The sequence below is a fragment of the Nostoc foliaceum FACHB-393 genome (genome assembly GCF_014698505.1).
In the GTDB taxonomy this organism is placed as follows: domain Bacteria; phylum Cyanobacteriota; class Cyanobacteriia; order Cyanobacteriales; family Nostocaceae; genus Nostoc; species Nostoc foliaceum_A.
Window position 1 is genome coordinate 136,509 of the sequence record NZ_JACJTD010000008.1, and the last position, 22,233, is coordinate 158,741.

At 44.8% G+C, this 22,233-nt stretch carries 12 protein-coding genes; 9 read left to right on the forward strand and 3 right to left on the reverse strand.

All coding sequences use genetic code 11. From position 1 onward, the window contains the following. Positions 1-174: 174 nt before the first annotated feature. The 6 genes from H6G92_RS09820 (at position 175) to H6G92_RS09845 (ending at position 9,158) form a co-directional block, all read left to right on the forward strand. Positions 175-759 (forward strand): CAP family protein, encoded by a 585-nt coding sequence (locus H6G92_RS09820; RefSeq protein ID WP_190893234.1) that lies wholly within the window; start codon positions 175-177, stop codon positions 757-759. 136 nt (positions 760-895) lie between these two features. Further along, on the forward strand, positions 896-2,758 hold the full coding sequence (locus H6G92_RS40240) for an Ig-like domain-containing protein (protein ID WP_199344758.1): 1,863 nt from the start codon (positions 896-898) through the stop codon (positions 2,756-2,758). 157 nt (positions 2,759-2,915) lie between these two features. Next, on the forward strand, positions 2,916-6,629 hold the full coding sequence (locus tag H6G92_RS09830) for a beta strand repeat-containing protein (RefSeq protein WP_190893236.1): 3,714 nt from the start codon (positions 2,916-2,918) through the stop codon (positions 6,627-6,629). A gap of 465 nt (positions 6,630-7,094) precedes the next feature. Continuing rightward, on the forward strand, positions 7,095-7,694 hold the full coding sequence (locus tag H6G92_RS09835; RefSeq protein ID WP_190893238.1) for a PEP-CTERM sorting domain-containing protein: 600 nt from the start codon (positions 7,095-7,097) through the stop codon (positions 7,692-7,694). Between the two features lie 174 nt (positions 7,695-7,868). After that, positions 7,869-8,399, forward strand: coding sequence for an adenylyl-sulfate kinase (gene cysC / locus H6G92_RS09840; protein WP_190893240.1), 531 nt, complete (start codon positions 7,869-7,871; stop codon positions 8,397-8,399). A gap of 378 nt (positions 8,400-8,777) precedes the next feature. Continuing rightward, complete coding sequence (locus H6G92_RS09845) at positions 8,778-9,158, forward strand: hypothetical protein (RefSeq protein WP_190893242.1); 381 nt, start codon at positions 8,778-8,780, stop codon at positions 9,156-9,158. A gap of 150 nt (positions 9,159-9,308) precedes the next feature. On the opposite strand, the gene H6G92_RS09850 is transcribed toward H6G92_RS09845, so the two are convergent. Then, entirely contained in the window at positions 9,309-9,839 is a 531-nt protein-coding gene (locus H6G92_RS09850) for a DUF2085 domain-containing protein (RefSeq protein ID WP_190893244.1), read from the reverse strand. A 35-nt stretch (positions 9,840-9,874) separates the two neighbouring features. Continuing rightward, positions 9,875-11,986: a bifunctional arginine dihydrolase/ornithine cyclodeaminase gene (gene argZ / locus H6G92_RS09855; protein ID WP_190893246.1), complete on the reverse strand. Its 2,112-nt coding sequence runs from the start codon at positions 11,984-11,986 to the stop codon at positions 9,875-9,877. Positions 11,987-13,282: 1,296 nt separating this feature from the next. On the opposite strand from argZ, the gene H6G92_RS09860 reads away from it, so the two are divergent. Together H6G92_RS09860 and H6G92_RS09865 are read left to right on the forward strand one after the other, a co-directional pair. Next, positions 13,283-14,854: a glycosyltransferase family 39 protein gene (locus H6G92_RS09860; protein WP_190893247.1), complete on the forward strand. Its 1,572-nt coding sequence runs from the start codon at positions 13,283-13,285 to the stop codon at positions 14,852-14,854. A gap of 402 nt (positions 14,855-15,256) precedes the next feature. After that, complete coding sequence (locus H6G92_RS09865) at positions 15,257-19,276, forward strand: DUF2157 domain-containing protein (RefSeq protein WP_190893249.1); 4,020 nt, start codon at positions 15,257-15,259, stop codon at positions 19,274-19,276. A 247-nt stretch (positions 19,277-19,523) separates the two neighbouring features. Here H6G92_RS09865 and H6G92_RS09870 read toward each other — a convergent pair whose 3' ends face one another. Further along, positions 19,524-20,474 carry an NAD-dependent epimerase/dehydratase family protein gene (locus tag H6G92_RS09870; RefSeq protein WP_190893251.1) on the reverse strand — a complete coding sequence of 317 codons (951 nt, stop codon included), beginning with the start codon at positions 20,472-20,474 and terminating at the stop codon, positions 19,524-19,526. A gap of 395 nt (positions 20,475-20,869) precedes the next feature. Here H6G92_RS09870 and purD point away from each other — a divergent pair, with 395 nt between their 5' ends. Next, the gene (gene purD, locus H6G92_RS09875) at positions 20,870-22,171 is read left to right on the forward strand and encodes a phosphoribosylamine--glycine ligase (RefSeq protein WP_190893309.1); all 1,302 of its coding nucleotides are present in this window, start codon (positions 20,870-20,872) and stop codon (positions 22,169-22,171) included. Positions 22,172-22,233: the final 62 nt, after the last annotated feature.

A 22,233-nucleotide genomic window follows, 5' to 3' on the forward strand; every position in this document is an offset into this window, starting at 1 on the left:
ACCTTTGTTGCATTCACCTGCAACTTTGATGTATTGACCTGCACCTTTGTTGCATCAACTTGCAACTTTGATACATCGACCTGCACCTTTGTTGTAGGTCGATGTATCAAAGTTACATTGACCTGCAACTTTGCTGCACTGACCTGCAAAAGCTAACCCAAGATATACAAAACCATGAATAAATTATTTTCAACTCTAACCCTAACAACAGCTACAGCTTTAACCGTTGCGATCGCCACAGGAGTAATGAGCAGTAACTCAGTTTTTGGAGAAACATCTATTGACTTAGCCGCTATGCGTAGCGCTGCTGTGTCTAAACACAACACTTATCGAGCCACCCATCGTAGCCCTAACATTACTATCGATAATTCCCTAAACACCAGCGCTCAAGCTTGGGCTGAGAACATTGCCAGTAGTGGGCAGTTTGAACACAGTACCAATCGCAACAATGTGGGAGAGAACATATATGCTTCCTACACTACGGAAAGCACCCTAGACCCAACCACCCTTGGCAACGGAGCAGTTGAAGACTGGTATAGCGAAATTAAAGATTACAAGTACGAGAATCCAGGGTTTTCTAGCGAAACCGGACATTTTACTCAGGTGGTGTGGAAAGGCAGTACCAAATTAGGCTGTGGTGCAGCACAAGGTACTGCAACGATTGAAGGTAATAAATATAACGCCTTCTATGTGGTTTGCCAGTATGCTCCCGCAGGTAATGTGCAAGGGCAGTTTCCTGATAACGTGCTGAAACCTTAGTACTTACTTAACCCAAGTTGCTCTACAGATCCCCGACTTCTTTAAGAAGTCGGGGTTCTAAATCTAGCGATTTAGTTTAAGTGACACTCCACTCTCCAAATAACTCCTCATTTACCTGAAAAAAGGAAAAAATCAAATGACAAACTTCATCGTTAACCAAGCCACCGATGACGGCACTGGCTTAACCGCAGGCACTTTCAGTTATGCAATTCTCCAAGCGAACCAACTAGCAGGGGATGACACCATTACCATTAATAGCGATGTCCGCTTCACTGGGGTAGTGCAAACCCAAATTAATAGCAACATTACTATTGTGGGCAACAGCTACAGCATCAGCGGCGATGCCAATAACAACGGTATCAACGACAATGGCGACGTGCGCCCCTTATTCATCCAGTCGGGAACCGTCGGGATTTCTGATCTGACTATCAGCAACGGACGGGCGCAAGGCGGCATTGGTGGCGGCGGCGGCGCTGGACTGGGCGGCGGCTTGTTTATCTATGATGGCAGTGTCTCTTTAACTAATGTCGCTTTTAGTAATAACACAGCCCAAGGCGGTGCTGGCGGTATTAGCACTAGTGGTGGTGATGGCAGTTCTGGTGGTGCTGGCGGCGCTGGTAGCGGCAGCAACGGAGACTTTGGCGGCGGCGGCGGCATCGGCTCGATCCAATTCAACAGTGGAATGGGCGGCAATGGCGGCTACGGCGGTGGCGGCGGCGGTGGCGCTGGCGGCTACTACGGTGGACCTACCGGCTACTTCGGCGGCGGTGCTGGCGGTGCCGGGGGCTTCGGCGGCGGTGCTGGCGGTGCTGGCACCTTCGGCGCCAGCGGCGACAGCAGCGGCGGCGGCGGTGCTGGACTAGGAGGTGGCATCTTCGTCCGCAGCGGTTCTCTAACTCTCAACAACACCAGCTTTACCAATAACACGGCTACAGGCGGGGGTACAACCCAGGGAAATGTTGCTCCCGGTAAAGGCTTAGGTGGGGGGATTTTCATCATGCAGTCCCTCACCAATCCCAACGGCAATAACCAAGGAATGCCTACCGTTCTGCCCACAGTCAATTCTGTTGGGTCACAGCCTACCTTCAGTGGCAACAGTGCGGCGGACGATGCCGGAACAGCCACCAATAACGATGATGTTTACGGCACAATTAACGTTACTGCAAGCAACCAACCCCCCGTCGCTAACCCCGACAGTGCCACCACTGCCAAAAATACTGCCGTGACTATCTCGGTAAGTACCCTGTTAGCTAACGATACCGATCCCGACAGCAACCCCCTCAGCATCACTGGTGTCAGCGGTGTTACCAACGGTACTGCCGTCCTTAACAATAACGGCACAGCTAGCAACACGGCAGATGATTTCGTTCTCTTTACCCCAACTACTGGATTCAGTGGGAATGGTAGCTTTAACTACACCCTCAGCGATGGCAGCCTCACTGACACTGGTAATGTCACCGTCGCTGTGGGGACTAGCTTTTGTGGTGGTAACGGGGACGACTTGCTCGACGGTACAGCAGGCAATGATAGCCTCTGTGGTGAGAATGGCAAAGACACCCTCAACGGCTATGGTGGCGATGACACCTTAACAGGTGGCAACGGCAAAGACATCCTTAACGGTGGTGACGGCAACGATTTGTTGCAGGGCGACGACAGCGAGGAAAGCACCAACGGCAAAGACATCCTCACTGGCGGTGCCGGCAATGATAGCCTCTATGGCGGTAACGGCAAGGATGATTTGACTGGCGGTACTGGCAACGACATTTTAACTGGTGGCAGTGCTTCTGATACTTTCATCTTCGCCGCCCTAGACGGCACTGATACGATTACTGACTTTAACGATGGACTCGATTACATTGGTCTGTCCGGCGGTCTTAGTTTCGGCGCTCTGTCCTTCTCTGGCAGCAACATCATTATTACTAGCACCAATGAAATCCTGGCAACGCTGACGGGTATTAATGCCACTACCCTCACATCTGCTGATTTCTTAACGGTCTAAGATTATAGCCTTTTTGGCTGATTGGTGATGCGATCGCGTTTTCGTCCATAAAGCTTACTGGCATAAATACCACGACTCTCACCAGTGCCGATTTCGTGATTGTTTAATTCCACTCTCCAAATAACTCCTCATTTACCTGAAAAAAGGAATAAATCAAATGACAAACTTCATTGTTAACCAAGCCACCGATGACGGAACCGGCTTAACCACAGGCACCCTCAGTTATGCAATTCTCCAAGCGAACCAACTAGCAGGGGATGACACCATTACCATTGATAGCGATGTCCGTTTCACTGGGGTAGTAAAGACGCTGGTGAACAGCAACATTACTATTGTGGGCAATAACCACAGTATTAGCGGCGATGCCAATAATAACGGCATCAACGATGATGGCGACGTGCGCTCCTTATTTATCTTGTCGGGAACCGTCGGTATCTCTGACCTGACCATCACCAACGGACGGGCTAAAGGCGGAGATAGTACGACAGGCGGCGGCGGTGCTGGACTGGGCGGCGGCTTGTTTATCTATGATGGCAACGTCTCTTTAACTAATGTCGCTTTTAGTAATAACGCAGCACAAGGCGGCAGTAGCGGTGTTAGTGGACTGGGTAACGGCGGCGGCGGAATGTTTGGCAATGCTGGCAGCAATACCGGCGGCGGACTGTTTGGTTCTGGCAGTACCAACAGTGGCGGTTACGGTGGCAACGGCAACTACGGTGGCTATGGCGGCTATTTCGGCACTTTCAACGGCGGCTTATACGAGCCTGGTAAGCCCGACGGCGGCTTTGGTGGCGGCGGCATTTTGAACGGCGGTTTCGGTGGCGGTGCCGGCTTCGTGACCGGTAACCAGGGTTTTACGGGTGGATTCGGTGGCGGTGGTGGCTTCAGCAACAGATCCAGCGATTCCTTCAACCCCGTCTTTGGTGGCAATGGCGGCTACGGCGCTGGCGGTGGTAGCTTCGGCGGCATAGGTGGCTACGGCTCTGGAGGCTCTGGGGGATTTGCTGCTGGCAACGGTAATTCTAGTGGCCAAGGTGGTGGCGGTGCTGGACTAGGGGGCGGTATTTTTGTCCGCAGTGGCTCTTTAACCCTCAGCAACACCAGCTTTAATAACAACACGGCTACAGGCGGCACAGGCGCTAACTCAGGTCAAGGTTTAGGTGGGGCAATTTTCATCATGCAGTCCCTCACCAATACCAACGGCAACAACCAGGGAATGCCTACCGCTCTGCCTACTGTCGATTCTCTAGGTAATCCTACCTTCAGCAGCAACAGTGCAGCTAACGACGCAGGGACACCCACAAATAACAATGATGTCTACGGCACAATTAACGTTACCTCAACCGTCGTCACCAACACCAACGATTCCGGTGAAGGTTCCTTGCGGCAAGCGATTCTCAATGCCAATGCTTTTGCCGGGGCAAATACGATTACCTTTGCAGGTAGCGTGTTTACCGATGCTACCCCCGATACCATTACTTTAACATCTGGGCAACTGACAATTACTGATGATGTCACCATTCAGGGAACTGGGGCAAATCAACTGACAGTGAGTGGCAACAATGCCTCCCGCGTGTTCACCATTTCTAATTTCGGAACAGATGCCACAATTGATGCTTTGACAATTGCTAATGGCAATTCGGCTGACGGTGGCGGCATTCGGATCAACTCTGGTGGTGCTAGTTTGGTTTTAACAAATAGTACTATCTCTAATAACAATTCTGGCGGTGGTTTTGGCGGTGGCGGCATTGCCAACACGGGCGGCACTGTTAACGTCATAAACAGTACTATCTCTGGCAATACGTCATCGTTTGGTGGCGGCATTGCCAGTCAAGGTACACTCACTGTCACCAACAGTACAATCTCTGGAAATACAGCAAGCAGTCTTGGCGGTGGTATAATTGCTGGGGGAGTAGTTACTCTTACTAGTAGCACTATTACTAATAATACTGCTGCTGTCAGAGGTGGAGGATTTGCCAGTTTTGGAGGCACTATTACTGCTCAAAACACCATTATTGCTGGTAATACTAGTAACCAAGGCCCCGATATTTCCGGCCCAGTCACAGGCAATGCCAACAACCTCATAGGTAGCCTAAGTGGTGCATCCGGCACCATCGGCACAGGCAGCGACATTACCTTTGCCTCGGCTGGTATTACTAACATTAACCAAGTCTTAGCAGCACTAGCTAATAACGGTGGTGCTACCCAAACCCACGCCTTAGTTACAGGTTCAGCAGCCATCAACGCCGGCAATAACGCCCTTGTTCCCTCTGGTGTCACCACTGACCAACGCGGTGCAGGTTTTCCCCGCATCAGTGGTGGTACAGTTGACATTGGTGCTTATGAATTTAATCAACCCCCAGTTGCTGTTGACGATGCCATTAGCACTAATGAAGATACTCCTGTGGTTGGCAATATTCTCGTTAATAATGGCAATGGTGCTGACAGCGACCCCGATGGCGATGTCTTGACTGTCACCCAAGTTAACGGCAATGCTGCTGGAGTAGGCAACCCCATTACTTTAGCTTCAGGTGCTATCCTCACCCTCAACAGCAATGGTGAGTTTCTTTACAACCCCAACGGTCAGTTTGAAACCCTGGCTGTAGGAGCTACCGCCAGCGACAGTTTCACCTACACTATTACCGATGGTAGTAGCCTCACTAGCACAGCAACAGTTAACCTGACCATCAACGGCGTTAACGATGCACCAACTTTAGCAAATATCATTGCAGATCAAACCACCCTAGAAGATGGCTTCTTCAGCTTTGCTCTTCCCGCCAACACCTTTGCTGATGTCGATGCTGGTGACAGCTTAACTTACACTGCCACTCTCGCTAACGGCGACTCCTTACCAAATTGGTTAAGCTTCGATGCCAATAGCCGCACCTTTAGCGGCACACCCAATGACCCAGATAACGGCACAATTAGCATTAAAGTTACCGCCACTGACAGCAGCAATGCCAGTGCAAATACTAGCTTTAATCTGACAGTCACACCCGTCAACGATGCCCCTGTAGCCGGTGATGACTCAGCCACTGCCAACCAAAATACGCCATTGACTTTACTTGCTGCTGACTTATTAGCCAACGATATCGATGTCGATGGTGGTGCTTTAAGCATCTCTGCTGTCAGTAGTGCAGTCAACGGCACTGTAACTCTCAATAACAGTGGCAATGTTGTCTTTACTCCGACCACAGGTTTCAGTAATGGTAATGGCAGCTTTAACTATACTGTCAGTGATGGTAATGGTGGCACAGATGTGGCGATGGTGACGGTAGCAGTCGGCACAACCCTCAACGGTACTAACCAAAACGATAACCTCAATGGCACATCTGGCAACGACATTATTAATGCACTCAACGGTAACGATAATGTCTTTGGCTTGGCTGGTAACGATAATCTAGTAGGTGATAATGGTAACGACACCCTTTATGGCGGTACTGGCAACGATACCTTATTAGGCGGTAACGGTGATGACACACTTGCTGGTGAAGCTGGTAACGACCGTCTCGAAGGTGATAACGGTGAAGACTCCCTTTCTGGCGGTGACGGTAACGACACTCTCTTGGGTGGAAATGGTCAAGATTTACTCGTTGGCGATGCGGGGAATGATTTCCTCAACGGTGGCAAAGCCGATGATATCTTAACTGGTGGTAGTAGTAGTGATATCTTTGTTCTGGAGAAAGCCGCAGGTCGAGATACAATTACTGACTTTAGTTTCGGTCAAGGCGATAAGATTGGCTTGCTTGGGTTGAATTTCAGTCAGTTGTCTTTTGCTGGTGATGAGATTAGTTTAGGTAATCAAACTTTGGGAATATTGACTGGCTTTGATACCACGACGCTAACGCAGAGCAACTTTGTTTCTGTTTAAGTCTTTTGGGTGGGCAACTGTTTGCCCACTCGACAACTTATTTAGGTACATTGGCTTGCAACTTTGATGTATTGACTTGCATCTTTTTTGCATCAACTTGTACCTTAATTGCATTGCCTTGCACCTTTGTTGTATTGACTTGTTTCTTGATTGCATCGGCTTGTGCCTTTTGTACAAGCGTTATAACCTTAAAAAGTCATAGCAATTTACGAGTAATATCAAGTGCGCTCTCGCACTTTGAGAGCCAGTGAAAAAGTTTTGTTTAGACTGGCTAAAAAAGTCAGATTTAAATCTCGTAGGAGTTTTAAATCTGTTGAAGGCAAGACCAATAAAAAAAGTTTGCAGTCGCTCGCCACTTTTAAAGGAGAAAGCAAACAAAGGGGCAAAGGAGCAAAAGAGAATGTTCTACACGTTTTCTTCTCTGCTCCTCTCCATCTTTCCATTTACTCTTTTACTGATAAAATCATGAAAACTCTACTCTTTGCAACAGCCCTCGCTACCGTATCTGGATTGGTTTTTGGAACCATACAAGCTGCTTCTGCTTTAACCTGGAGGTGGAATTACTCTGGTAATGGAATAGAGGCGATGGGTAATTTCACCACTAATAATACCCCTGACGATTTGGGTTTCTACCAGATTTTAGGAATTAGTGGTACACGCAATGGCGAAATAATTACTGGTCTGCAAGCTGTAGGTACTCCAATACCAGGAAACGAACCTTTTAATGTAGATAATTTAATTAGTCTTAATAGTCAGCAGTTAACGGGTGACGGTTTTGGTTATTCCACATCACAGGGAAACTATGCTAGTCCATTTTTTGCTAGTTTCTTACCAACACCCGGTTATTTAGAAATTTTTTCTGCGCCACCATTCATCCCAGGTTTTCAAAATCTAGGAACAGAAGATAGTGAGTTACCTATTACTTTTGCTGCAACTATAGTTAGCGTCCCTGAACCCACCTCTACTCTTAGCCTACTGACTCTTGTCACTCTTGGCGCAACTTCTGTATTTAAACGTAAGCAGTCATCCAAATTCGCTGCCAAAAAGCTCAAAAAAGTTCTCTAAAACTATTAATAAAAATCATTATGACTGATTCACTTTCACCCAAGAGACAGAGGTGAAAGGAGTGGGGAGAAAAGGGGAAGGGTTACAATCCTATCCCCTTCACGAATAATATAAAGTGCGTGGGCGTAGCCCGTCGTAGACATCGCACTCTTTCATAGATAAAAAAAGCGAATTATGCATCATCAAGGTCTAATTCTTTGGCTGACAGGGTTAAGTGGAGCAGGTAAAACAACGATCGCTTTATCTGTTGCCCAAGAATTGCGATCGCGCAATTACCAAGTAGAATTACTTGATGGTGATGTCGTCCGCACCCATTTATCTCAGGGACTTGGATTTAGTAGACAAGACAGAGATATCAATGTCCGGCGCATTGGTTTTGTGGCCAACTTACTCAGTCGCAATGGGATAGTAGCGATCGTTGCTGCAATCAGTCCCTATCGAGAAATTCGAGAAGAATTAAGAAAAACAACCACCAATTTTATCGAAGTTTACGTTCAAGCACCATTAGCAGTTTGCGAATCTCGCGATGTTAAGGGACTTTACGCCAAAGCCAGGACAGGACAAATCAAACATTTTACTGGCATATCCGACCCTTACGAAGAGCCTTTAAATCCAGAGATGATTTGTATTACCGATAAATTTACAGTTGAGCAATGTGTTTGCCAAGTAATTAGCTATTTAGAATGTCAAGGCTATATTCAGTAAGTTGACAAGAAAAATTCATATACCTACTTTTTTGCACCTGAGCGGTGCTGAGTGGGTTTAATACCACTACGCTGACACAGAACGATTTTATCTTTGTTTAAGTGTGTTGGGTGGGCAAATGTTTGCCCACTCTACAAATTGGTTAAACGCATCGACGTGCAACTAAGTTGCATCACTCTGCACTTAAGTTGCATCGACCTGCAACTAAGTTGCATCGCTCTGCACCTTTGATGTATTGCTCTGCAACTTTGATGCATCGCTCTGCAAAAATGAGCTTACCCTTTCTTTAATCTTGTTTTATCTAAAATCTTCGCCTTACTGATAGCTTTAGGGTTGCAATGGGTACATTAAATATGTACCTTACACTAATATGCTGATATGTCTACCCAAGATACAACACGCCGTTTGCGCCCTCAACTAATTAGTGAAGATGTTAATTCATGGCACGGCTTGCAAACGATCCCCACTTATGAAACAACCCGTGCTGATGCCTCTGCTACCAACTTACAGAAAGCTTATCAAGCTATGTTAGCCCAGCAACAAGCCGAAACCGAGAAACTAGCTTTATACCGTGCTGCGGCTGATGCTGCGCGATTAGCAGAATGGGAATTTCACAATGCGGTGTTAGCGATGAAAGAAGTTGTGCGCGGACAATATGGGTTAGATAGCGACCAAGCTCAAGCGGTAGGATTAAAGAAAAAATCAGAGTACAAGCGTCCCAGCCGCAGAAAGTTAGTCGCATCATCAGTGTCAACCTAGAGCCAGGGCGAATGGAATTCGCAGAGTTTACGGGCACACAAATGTAGACGCTTTGCGGCTGACCGCAGAGTAGTCTACCTCTGTGGACTAAGAGAATATCAAGTGTTTGTAACTTAACAAAGGTGGATTTTACCTGTGTAGGCGCAGTTTCTAATTCTCCAATTCATGCAAGCTGGTTTTAGCAACTCGCCATCCGTGCAAAATAGGCATGGTAAACAATCCCCACGCCAAACCCGTAAGTAACCCAAAAGGCGTAACCAGATAGTTATTAAAACTCCACAAACCTAAAACTTGCGCTGCTAATTCTAAAGGATAAGCCATCATCAGCACACTGGCGATCGCTACACCACTCCAGCCATACTGATTTAACCAGTAAAATCCTTTACCACCAGTCACCCCATACAGCAGACGAGTAATCAGCAAACCCGTTACAGTGCCGTAGCAGCGCATACACACAGCCATAATAAACGGTGGTGCTAAATCTAACCCCATATTTGGTTGCGGACATACATGATTACCCATGAAATAAATGATGTCCGCAATCCCAGGAAGCAAAGGCACTCCAGACGCAGCCAAAAAGGGAGCCACTGGCGGGCCAAAAACCATCCCTACCAGCATGAAATCAGCAATGAAGCTGACCCAATTAACTTGCAACTCTTCACTGAAAGCTACTCTTGTCATCTCCCTTTCTCTGCGCCCTCTGAGTCTACGTTTTCTTAACCTACCTTATTAACATAAGGGCTTGTCAACTTATCCAACTGCTGAATCAACAGACTGAGGAACAATCCTACATCTGTTACTACACCCACCGATTCTACAGAACCGCGATCGCTTAACTTAGTCACCACAGCTGGATTAATATCTACACACACCATCTTCACACCAGCCGGAGTCATATTTCCCACGCCAATGGAATGCAGCATCGATGACAGCATCAAAATCATCTCCGCACCTTCTAGGTGTTTGGCATATTCCTCCTGTGCTTTAATCAAATCCATTACAGTATCAGGTAAAGGCCCGTCATCCCGAATCGATCCCGCAAGCACAAAAGGTACATTATTGTGGACACATTCATACATCACGCCACTCTTAATTGCCCCCGCCTCCACAGCTTTAGGAATGCTGCCATAACGGCGGATGCTATTAATTACCTTGAGGTGATGGCGGTGTCCACCACGGACGGCGACACCCCGCTTCATGTCTACACCCAAGGAAGTGCCCATGATATTTTGCTCGATGTCGTGAACTGCGATCGCATTACCACCCAGCAGCGCTTGCACGTATCCTTCTCGAACCAGTTGCGCTAGGTGTTCGCCGCCACCAGTGTGAATCACTACGGGGCCAGCTGTGACAACTACTTTACCGCCAGCATCACGGATTTTACGTAATTCCCAAGCCACTTGCTCAACGACTAATTCCACGCGCCGTTCGCTGGAAACGCCCGCCGACATGAAGCTGAATTCTTGGGTGCTGCGGAGTTCGCGCGATTCAGTTTTGCGGATGGTACGGATACCTAACACATCTACAATTACCTGTTCGCCAACTTTTAAATCGCGTAGGATTTTACACCGAGCGACTAAGCCAGAGGGAGTTTGAGTAATTGCGATCGCGCCATCCATCCGTTGATTTTCTACCTTTACCCACTGACCATTAATTCTGACTTCGGTGGGATAAATTGTACTGACGTAGAAATCATCGGGCGCAACGCCATCTTGAATTACCGGTTCTAGTTTGGCATCTCGCTCATCTTGGGGTAAATCTACTGCACCCAAATCAATCAACATTGAGATGATTTCTTCCATCACCTCATGAGATGGTGCTGATACCCTCACTTCGGCTGCTGAAGTACTTTGCCGTTGTTCTCCCAAGTTGAAATTCAGGACTTGGAAACTTCCCCCGGCATCTATAATCAAATCCAAGGCGCGGTTAATTAAGCCAGCATCTAGCAAATGTCCTTCCATGCGAATGATACGGCTTTCTACCGAGACATTGGCATGAATTTCATCTCTAACTGGCTCTGTCACCCGCAAAGTTAAACATTTAGCCGCACCACCAGCTTTGAGAAATTCCGTCAGTGGTGTTTCCAGTACTTGGAAACCTACATCTGCAAGGCGGGTTTTCAAAGCTTCACTCGCCTTGTTCATGATCACAATGTTGTCCACATTCACCGCATTACAAGCGAAGTTGACTGCATCGGCTTCAGCAAGGGCGATTCGCTTTTCGGGTGCGACTCGCATTTCGATTAAGCGGTTGGAGTAAGAATCAAAAGCACCTGGATAGTACAGCAAATAGCCATTTGCTAAGGGACAAAAACAGGTATCCAGGTGATAGAAACGTTCATCGATGAGTCGCAGGGAGAGAACCTCAATATCCAGCCATTTAGCTAGATAAGGGTGAGAATCTAATTCCGAGCGGAAACCGTATCCCGCCCATAACCAGCGCCCTTCCCGATCCAGGAGTGCATCTCCTGCTCCCTCAAAGGGCAAATCTTTGGGAAGTTCATTAACTGTATAACCATTTGCCTCAAACCATTGTTTGAAGAAAGGCTCCTCTCCCTGACGTTCTTTATGTAAAAAGCGACTGAGGACGACAGTATCCCCTAGTACTAAGCCAGCGTTAGCGGTAAAAACTAAATCAGGCCAACCTTTTTCAGGTGGTACTAAGTCTACAATGGCGTGTTCTTTAAGAATCTCGTGTAGTCCCTGCCACTGTTCCACGGCGCGATCGCGCGATGATTTGTGAATATTCCCTTCCATCCAAGGATTAATCACATAGTCCACGTCGTAGTGGTCAGGAGGACACATTAAAAAGCGAATCCGGGAAGTCATAAAAATCTTACAAGCGTTTTATATGCTACAAGCTTACTTGGAATACAGATTTTCGTTCTTTTTACACTTAGTCAAATCTGCTACTAAATCTCTATCTTTTGATAGTTGAAGGCTTTACAAAGGCTTCGTTATTAATTCTATTACTGGAAGAAGGCAATAAGTACAGAAGGTGGCAAAATGACCTCTAACTGGCGGGGCTGAGTGTTTCAGTAGTGCTGAGTAAGGAAAGGGGCGCAGAGCAGAGGTGAAACCCTATGCTTAAAAGCACTTGCGCTGGAAGAAAGACACATTATGGCTTGTACACTTTCCACTCAACAAAAATTTTCTTTTCTTGAGTAGACGCGATCGCAACTATCAGAACAATCAGCCACTTCAGCCATGAATCAGAAGTACTTGGGCTACGGAGCGATCGCTAGCTTAGTCGACTCGATAAACCAGACTCAGAATCTTCCACTGTTGCAAAGTTGGTGTTTAAACAAACGTTAATGTACCTTTAGCTTCAATCTTACTCCACGGTGTACTTAAGTAACTTTATATAAACTTTATTAAATCTTTTTATTTTTAACACAATTATTTTACATTTCGATTAATTTATACTATACGATGACAGATAAACAATTGCATTTAATGTGGTATTTTATTGCCAAAAACTGCATTTCTTTGAGGCTCATTCTGTGGATATAGAATACTATCTAGCTCAAATATTTATAGACAATTTTATCCTGATTAACTGTTAAGGTTTGCGAGATATCCAAGTATTTATTGGCTAGCTTATACCTTTATACTAAACACAAATAGTTAGGAAAACAGCAATAAAAAAATTCACTTTTGCTATTAATTTTATAACTGAATGTTATGCGTTAAGTTCTAAGTACTAATTCACATGCTACTTAGAATAAATTTATATAGTAATGACCAATTCCAATTTACTTGTGTTTAATTTGTAGATTATATAACTCCTAACTTTTATCTCTTAGCATATTCGGAGATATTAATTTACTTTTGCCATTAGCAACTGGCTCTTAAATATTTATGAATTGCCTTTTAAAAATGTGGATACAAATATTTTCCTCCAGTGTTTCATATTTATCACATTGGGTGACAACATCTACAATTTGCAATCTCTGGGTTAATCTGAAACTGAATCTGGTACTTAATCAGCATAAAATAGTTTTGATATTTTGCAATAAGTCTTAGAGTAGCATTGAAAGCCAAATGTCTGCGAAGAGGTCATTATAGCGATCAAAATAAAATTTTACCACAGGTTATTAAAGTTTTGAGGAGATTGAAAACTGCATGAAAAAGCAATTGTCACAGAACTGGTTTATTTCTAAATCTTGGTTGCGTTTTTTAACCATTATTTTATTAGTAGTAGGTGTATTTTTTCGGTTTGTCAATCTTGACAAAAAACTTTATTGGGGTGATGAAATTTTTTCATCATTACGCATATCTGGTTATATGCAGTCAGAAATGAATCAGCAGTTAAGTGATGGTCGTTTGATCAGCGTAGAAGATTTGCATAAATACCAGTATCCCAATCCTGAAAAAAACACAATTGATGCAATTAAAGGGATTATTTTAGAAGACTCACAGATTTTGCCACTATACATTGTGATGAACCGATTTTGGGTACAGTGGTTTGGCAATTCTATAGCAGTAACCAGAAGTTTTTCGGCATTTATTAGTCTGCTCACCTTTCCTTGTATTTATTGGCTATGCCAAGAATTATTTGAGTCTTCCCTAATAGGGTGCATGGCTATCGCATTGGTAGCGGTTTCACCTATTCATGTTGTGTATGCACAGGAAGTACGAGCATACAGTTTATGGATAGTAACCATCTTAATTTCGAGCGTAGCACTGCTGAGAGCCATGCGCCTTAAAACAAAGCTTAGTTGGTGCATTTATACAGCAACATTATCATTGGGATTTTATACTCATATATTTTTTACCTTGGTTGCTTTTTCACAGGGAATTTATGTAGTTGCAATCGAACGCTTCCGATTGACTAAAACATCGATTTCTTACCTGATTTCATCACTGGCGGGGTTTATAACTTTCGTACCCTGGATTTGGATTATTATTAGTAACCCTCAAGCAGAAGCAGTAACTTGGGCCAATGTTAAACAAACATTATTTGCATCAGTTACAAGGTGGGCTGGTATCTTTAGTCGTACCTTTCTTGATTTAGGTGTTAGCCCTAGCGATCCGGGAACAATTAAGTTTGCCTTGATTCCTTTTATTTTAATTATTTTAGCTTTAATGCTCTACTCAATTTATTTTCTTTGGCGAAAAACCTCTAAAAAAGTTTGGTTATTTGTATTAACCTTGATTGGCTCTGTAGGGCTTCCTCTATTGATAGTGGATTTTGTCTTACAAAAGCGATACGCTACTAGCCGATATACGCTTCCTTCTGTTTTAGGTATACAGTTAGCTGTTGCGTATCTATTGACCACTAAAATTACGTCTATTTCTCCTAAAGTTTGGCGAAAAAAGCTCTGGTCACTTGTAGTGCTCATGGTAATTATGTGCGGAATCATATCTTGTACGATCAGTTCTCAAGCGCAGATGTGGTGGAATAAATTTCCAGAAAAATACCAAGAATTTCCTCAAATTGCTAACATTGTTAGTCAAGGCGAAAAACCGCTTTTAATTAGTGATGATAGCATCATTGTACCAATACAACTTCTTGGTCACTTAGTTGATCCAAAAGTGCGATTTCAAATTGTAGAGAAAAATCATTTACCAAAGGTTACTAGTGGTTTTACTGACATATTCTTATTCAATCCCTCTGATTTCTTAAAAGCTGGAATTGAGAAAATTTATAACTCAAAGTTACGGAAAATAAACGGCTTTCTCTGGAAAATATAGCAGTTACTGCATAGATGATGAGGGGTAAAGGGAACCTCATATTTCAAAATAGGGGTTTCAAGTATGGATGCTGATTTTTCTCGCACTGCGTGCCTCAAAAATCTTCTTTTTTGTTCTCCATATTTCAAAATACTTGCTCTATACTGCATGGGGAAAGAATCTTGGTTTTATTCCTTTACCCCTTTCCCCCTTCTCGATAACAAAATCCACCAAAACTAAACCTATAGGCGTATGTAACGGTTAGGAGGCTAGAATACGGAACCTAAAATCAGACAGTTGACATTTGAATATCGCTCGTAGGTTAAAAATTAATGTCAATTAGCCTAATAAGTGGCACAATTAGAGCCAAAATATACTTTAATTAAACGCAAACTTAAGTATATTGTTATACTGTTACCACTTATGTCATCGCCCCTTGAGCGCCCACTAAAATTTGAAATCAGGCTGCCATCTTCCCATCCTCAGTTATTAGAAGGGCTAGATATATGGCTGCGCTTAGGTTTGATATCTGATACCCAAGTAAGGCAGCTATGCCGAGAGTTTCTGGTGTGTACGGTGGTGTTGCAACCCCAGCCTGAATCTAAAACAAACGTAGCGTTTGTTACTTCCGACCCCGTGCAGCAGTTGCCCGTAGCAGCTTTACACTCTAGTAGCCGTAGACAACCGCAACAAAAACTAGCTAAACCCAACTTTATCAGCACAATGTTGCAGTCCTTGGGGGCAGAACTGAGTGTCCGTTGGTTGCTTTTTCTAGGGGTATTTCTGGTAGTTGTATCCTCTGGGGTACTGGCTGCGAGTCAGTGGGAGAGGTTTCCCGCCTCTGGACAGTATGGAGTTTTATTTGCTTATACTTTGAGTTTCTGGGGATTAAGCTTCTGGGCGAATCGGCAAAGCAATCTCAGGTTAACGGCTCAGACATTGTTGATTGTCACCCTTTTGTTAGTGCCAGTAAACTTTTGGGCAATGGATAGCTTTCGGTTGTGGCAAAATCCTGTGGATTGGATTGTAGTTGCGATCGCTTGGCCTACTCTCACTGCTATAACTGTTTTACTCTCCAAAAATCGGACTATTTTTGCTAATTTACATACTGGCAAACTACCTTTAGCAAATATTCTGGGGCTGAGTTATCTGCATTGGGGTTGGCAATTAAAAGGATTTCCCTTGATTGCCGTTTATGTGGCAATGATCGGCACAACCATCATTACCGTTTATCACAATCTTTACCATCAGCCTAATATTGTCAGCGAGGAAGATAGAAGCGATGTCTACGACGGGCTACGCCTACGCAGTAGCTTAAATATTACCTTGTCTGCTGCTGTAATTATTTATGCTTTGATAGTGCTGTTAGTGCGGGCGATTTTTGTGGCTGGGGTAGATGTCACGCAATTGGGGCTAGCCATTGGCATTTGCGGTTGGTTGGTAACTTGGTTGGTACAGCGGGCATGTGAGAGGGCAGGGAGCAGGGGGCAGGGGGCAGGGGAAGCAGGGGAGGCAACAGTAATATCTTCTTCATCCTCCTCATCTCCCTCATCCTCCCCATCCCCCCCATTCCCCTCATCCCTCTTACTCTGGGAAAAACTTGGTGGCATTTTAATCTTTCTGGGTTGGCTGGTTTCGGTAGTAAATTATCCTTGGCAAGCAATAGCTGTGAGTGGTTTGGGTTTGTGGTTTGTGGGAAATCGCTTGCAGCAGTACAGCTTAAAGCTAGACTTAGCAGCAGTTTTTCTCATTGGCTTACAGACGATTTGGCTAGGTTGGCGATTAGTACCTGATAGCTTACAGAAATTAGCGATCGCAACTGGCACCCAACTCACCAATTCTCAAAATGAACCTTGGGCATTGCTGAGTATAGCTTTATTTCCTTACGTAATTTTGATGGTGGCGCTCACAGATAGCCTGCATCGCACCGAAAAGCGAGAATTGGCTAAATTTGGTGAACTTCTCACCCTCTTATTTGGAACTTTTTTAACAACGATCGCTATAGTAAATCCCACATTGCGATCGCTAAATTTGCTATTTTCCACAATCACTCTGGCATTCGTCACTCAACGCCGCTCCTCCTCTCTTTTGCTGGTATATCTAACTCACGTCATGGGGGTGCTGACATTTTGCTCTACCATTAATTGGCTGGAACCAACCCTAAGTCAACAAGTCTGGGCAAGTATTTTATTAGCTCTGATGGTTGCAGAATGGCGATTTAGCGTCAAAGAAGGACTATGGCAACGTAGTGCATGGGATATCGGTTTAGGACTAGCCGCCGCTAGTTTTTTCCTATTGTGGATGAATGCAGAATCATCTTGGTATGGCATAGCTGATAGCCAAGCTTATTGGGGAGCCTTATGGCTAGTTACGCCTATAGCTCTCACGGGTGTTGCCAATTGCACAACTACAGAACGTCGGACTACTACCCGTTACTTGAGTGTCTTGGCTGTAGGAGTTGCTCAGTTACTTACTTTACAGCTACCAGAAACCAGATTAATCGGTTTGGCTGTGGGTACGGGATTGATGTTCGCAAATACGCGCTATTTGCGAAACCAAATATCTGCGGTAATTACAGAAGGATTTGCTCTAAGTTTCATTGTGGCGCTGCTATGGGTAGGTGTACCTGGCTTACCTCGCCTGTCGCTAGCAGGTTGGTTTGTCGTAGGAGCGATCGCAACCTTAAGTCTATGGTTAGCGCGGACAGTTTTGAGCCGACGCGGTAACGAATTAGCAGTTATATATGCAGCCGCAAGTGATAAATGGGCGATCGCCTTGTGTGGTTTTGAGTTGTTTGGTTTGACGCTGCACTCAATACTGATTTACTCAGGGTTTATTACTTCTGGATTTTTATACTTAGCTGCCACTGCAATCACCTTGGTAGCCATTGTTTATCGCAGTTGGCGCGAACCGACAAATTGGGCATTTTATGGCATCGGTTGGTGTTTCGAATTGTTGATTGCCCAAGGGCTGGGATTTGGGGAACACTCAACTGTTAAGATAGCGATGCCTACGGCGGCAAGCTACGCAAATATCGCTTTAGGTTTAATCGCTCAACTTGTCGGCGAGTGGTGGCGACGACGACATCAGTTAGAAAGGCTTCCTAGCAGTTTTCACATTTTGCCATTAATTTATGGTGCCTTTAGTGTATTGCTGCGTTTGAACACCTTCACCGAGTGGACAGGTTTGTATTCCTTGGGTGTAGCTTTAATTATCATTGGCGTGGGGCGACGGCGCGAGAACTTTAAACCCCTGCTGTACTTAGGAATCATTGGCGTATCAATTTCTGCTTATGAACTTTTGTTCTATCAAATGTTACAAGCTTCAGGAGGAGCATTAGGCGATGGATTGATTGCCATGTCTGCCCTTGGCGCTAGTATTATGTACGCTTACCGCATCCTGTCGCCTTGGCTTGTAAGCTACTTACGCCTGACTCCCCAAGAACTGAAAGGAATTGCCCATATTCATTGGGCTTGGAGTAGCTGCTTATTAATGGCTGCCATTCCTCTTCCCATTGGAGTTAACCGTTTAGTGGGATTGGCAACTGGGGTATTTTTGATTCGCTATGCCATCTTTCAGGGACGAAATTCGGGCACTTCCCCCAGCATCTTTGGAGGAATCACAATCGCCGAAATGTGGGTTTACCTTGGCTTATTAGAGGTAGCCGGGATGAGGGTTTATTGGCGCGAGACAGCAGTGGGACAATTTTGGGCGGGGCCGTTAGTTCCTTGGAACGGTGCGATCGCTTGTGTGGTAGCCTATTTTCTGTACATTCTACCTTGGGAAAATTGGGGTTGGTCTAAAAGACCTTGGCAGCAAGCCGCCTACATCATACCATTGATAATTTTATGGGAAACCAGACTGCAAACTTACCCCATGACCTTGGTACTCGCAGCTGGATTCTACATCTTTCTCGCAAAGGTGGGTGAAAACATCCGTTTTACCTATGTCAGTGTGGCGTTGATTGATTGGGCACTTTTCCGATGGTTTAATTCCTTACGCCTGACTGATGTTTTATGGTATGTCACGCCAATTGGGTTATCGCTGCTTTATATTGCTCAAGTAGATACCCAACTGAGGTTACCAGAGTACAAAGCAGCTCGCCATATTCTGAGAGTGCTAGGTAGTGGTTTAATTTGTGGGTGGGCAATTTTATTTAATCAAGATACAGCCTGGATACCAGGAATTTTCAGCCTCATCGCCATCTTTGCCGGATTAGCTTTGCGAGTGCGGGCTTTTCTCTACATTGGTACAGCTACTTTTTTAATCACTACAATCTATCAATCGGTAATTTTCAGCTTGCAGTACTCTTTTTTAAAATGGATTGTTGGCTTGCTAGTTGGCATCCTGCTGATTTACATCGCTGCCAATTTTGAAACCCGTCGCGCTCAAATAACTTCCTTAATTCGTAGCGCCATTGATGAATTTCAATCATGGGAATAGGGGGATAAAAAAGAGGGAATTATATCATGTCCGCTTAATTAGTTATTATTCAGGGCATCTATGCAAAAATCTTAAAACTCTCTTTCCCCCTGCTCCCTGCCCCCTGCGGTCTTAATGATAAGTCTTTTACCGGACATGATATTACAGCCTTTTTCATTTATTTGAACCACAATCCCCTGTAGGGCGCACAGCCGTGCGTCCCTACTAGCCCAAGCGGATTAATTTTTAGCAATATGGTGAAATCCTATCAGGTATACAACGACTTAATCCAATGCCATTCCTGTGTCAAACCTTCTCTAAGAGAGACTTGTGGCTGATATCCCAAAATTCTCTGCGCTTTAGATACATCAGCACCAGTGTGGCGGGCGTCTCCCATAGCTTTTTCTATGTGGTTTCTTTTAATTGGTTTCCCAACAATTTTTTCAATCGTATCTAAGACTTCTGCTAAAACCACCCTGCTACCGCCACCGATATTAAAGATTTCTCCCACTGCTTCGGGTGCGGAGGCGGCGGCTAAATTGGCGGCGACGACATCACTAACAAACGTAAACTCCCGCGTTTGCTGTCCATCGCCGTAAATAGGAATCGCCTCATCCTGTAAAATGGATTTAAAGAACTTATGAAATGCCATATCTGGGCGCTGTTTAGGGCCATAAACAGTGAAATACCGCAATGATACAGATGGCACACCAAAGTTTTTGTGATAGAGTCTGCACAAAGTTTCAGCCGCTAGCTTAGTAATGCCGTAAGGAGAAACTGGTTGAGGGCAAATTCCCTCATGGGTGGGTAATGTTTCTGCATCACCATATACACTTGATGATGAGGCAAACACTAATCTTTTCAGGTCTTTAGTATCTTTGGCTGCTTCTAGCAAAATTTGTGTAGCGTTAATATTTCGTTCTGTGTAACCTCGAAAAGCTTTACCCCAACTCGCTCTGACACCTGCTTGTGCTGCTTGATGGTAAACTACATCAACATCTTTTAGGAGTTTCTGCCAATCTAAAAACTGCATATCTCCTTCAATTAATGTAAAGCCGGGTGACTGATGTAAGTGTGCAACATTCTTAAGCTTTAACATAGGATCGTAGTAATCATTAAATTCATCAATCCCGATCACTTCTTCTCCTTGTTGCAGCAATGTTTCTGCAAGATGAGAGCCAATAAAGCCAGCGGCTCCAGTAACAATAATTTTAGCCATGTTGCCTATTTTTTGATATTTTCATTAATCTCCATATTCACAGGTTAATACTTGTAATCAATGATCGTCATTACCTGAAGATGATTTTTTTCTCAATTATTTCAATGCTCCAAAAAATCATCATAAATACTTAAATATTGTACTTACACCGGAATGATCTAAGTATATTTATTGAATTATTGCTATTAATAACATTTATAATTCTACTAATTAACTAAATTGGATCTTAAAAATAAATCCAGTAGAAATTCGATAGCTATATTCCTTCTTGCACCCTCCTCCTCAGCCTTTTTAGTCTTGAGGGGGCTTGTACAAGTGTGATCATTGGTGAAAAAATTGATCCGCGAGAGCCGAATCAGGTATTCTCGTTTCGCAAGGAACGCACGAGGAAAGCAGTGAAAGTTTTAGTTGTAGGTAACGGAGGGCGCGAACACGCTCTGGCATGGAAACTGTTGCAATCTAATCAAATTGAGCAAGTTGTCTGTGTACCAGGGAATGGGGGTACAGCAAGTATGGAACGTTGCCAGAACTTGCCCCTAGCAGTCGATGATTTTGAGAGCATGAGCCGATATGCTCTAGAACATGGCATAACTCTGGTGATAGTTGGGCCAGAAGTGCCTTTGGCGAAGGGAATCACAGATTACCTCCAAGACAAAGGATTAATGGTATTTGGCCCAATTAGAGCAGGAGCGCAAATTGAGGCGAGTAAAGCTTGGGCAAAAGCCCTGATGCAAGAAGCGGGGATTCCGACGGCACGAAGTGCGGTATTTACGCAGGCAGCAGCAGCAAAATCTTACATCCAATCTCAAGGAGCGCCAATTGTCGTCAAAGCTGATGGCTTGGCGGCTGGTAAGGGTGTAATAGTGGCTGAAACAGTTGAACAGGCAGAAAGTGCCGTTGATGCAATTTTTCAGGGACAATTTGGCAGTGCTGGTGAATTTGTCGTCATTGAAGAATGTTTGATTGGGCAAGAAGTGTCAGTTTTAGCGTTAACCGATGGGTTAACAATTCGACCCTTGCTGCCAGCTCAAGACCATAAGCGAATTGGTGACGGCGATACGGGCGAAAATACTGGTGGGATGGGAGCCTATGCCCCAGCACCCATCGCTACACCAGAGTTGATGGCACGCATTCAAACAGAAGTCTTAGAAAGAGCGATCGCAACCTTACGAGCTAAAGGCATTGATTACCGAGGTGTACTGTATGCTGGATTAATGATTGCACCCGATGGCGACTTGAAGGTTTTGGAATTTAACTGTCGCTTCGGCGATCCCGAAACTCAGGTGATTTTGCCACTCTTAGCAACACCTCTAGAAGAATTGATTCTAGCTTGTGTACAACAGCGGTTAAGTGAATTGCCGCCCATTGCTTGGAAAGCGGGAGCATCTGCGACTGTCGTTGCAGCTTCAGGCGGTTATCCCGGAGAATATGAGAAAGGCCAGGTCATTACTGGCATTGGTGAGGCAGAGGCAACAGGAGCAACCGTATTTCATGCAGGTACGAAGTTGAACCAGCAACAAGAATTAGTGACAGATGGGGGTCGAGTATTAAATGTGACCGGGATCGGAGAAAATTTTGAGCAAGCGATCACTCAAGCCTACGCAGGGATCAAATATATTCAGTTTGAGGGGATATATTACCGGAGAGATATTGGGCATAGAGTAGCGAGTGGGAAGCAAGAGGGGAAAACCCCATAAGCGATCGCTAAGGTATTCAATTTAAATGCAGTCTGATGTGTTTACTAGCAGCCGCTAACCTG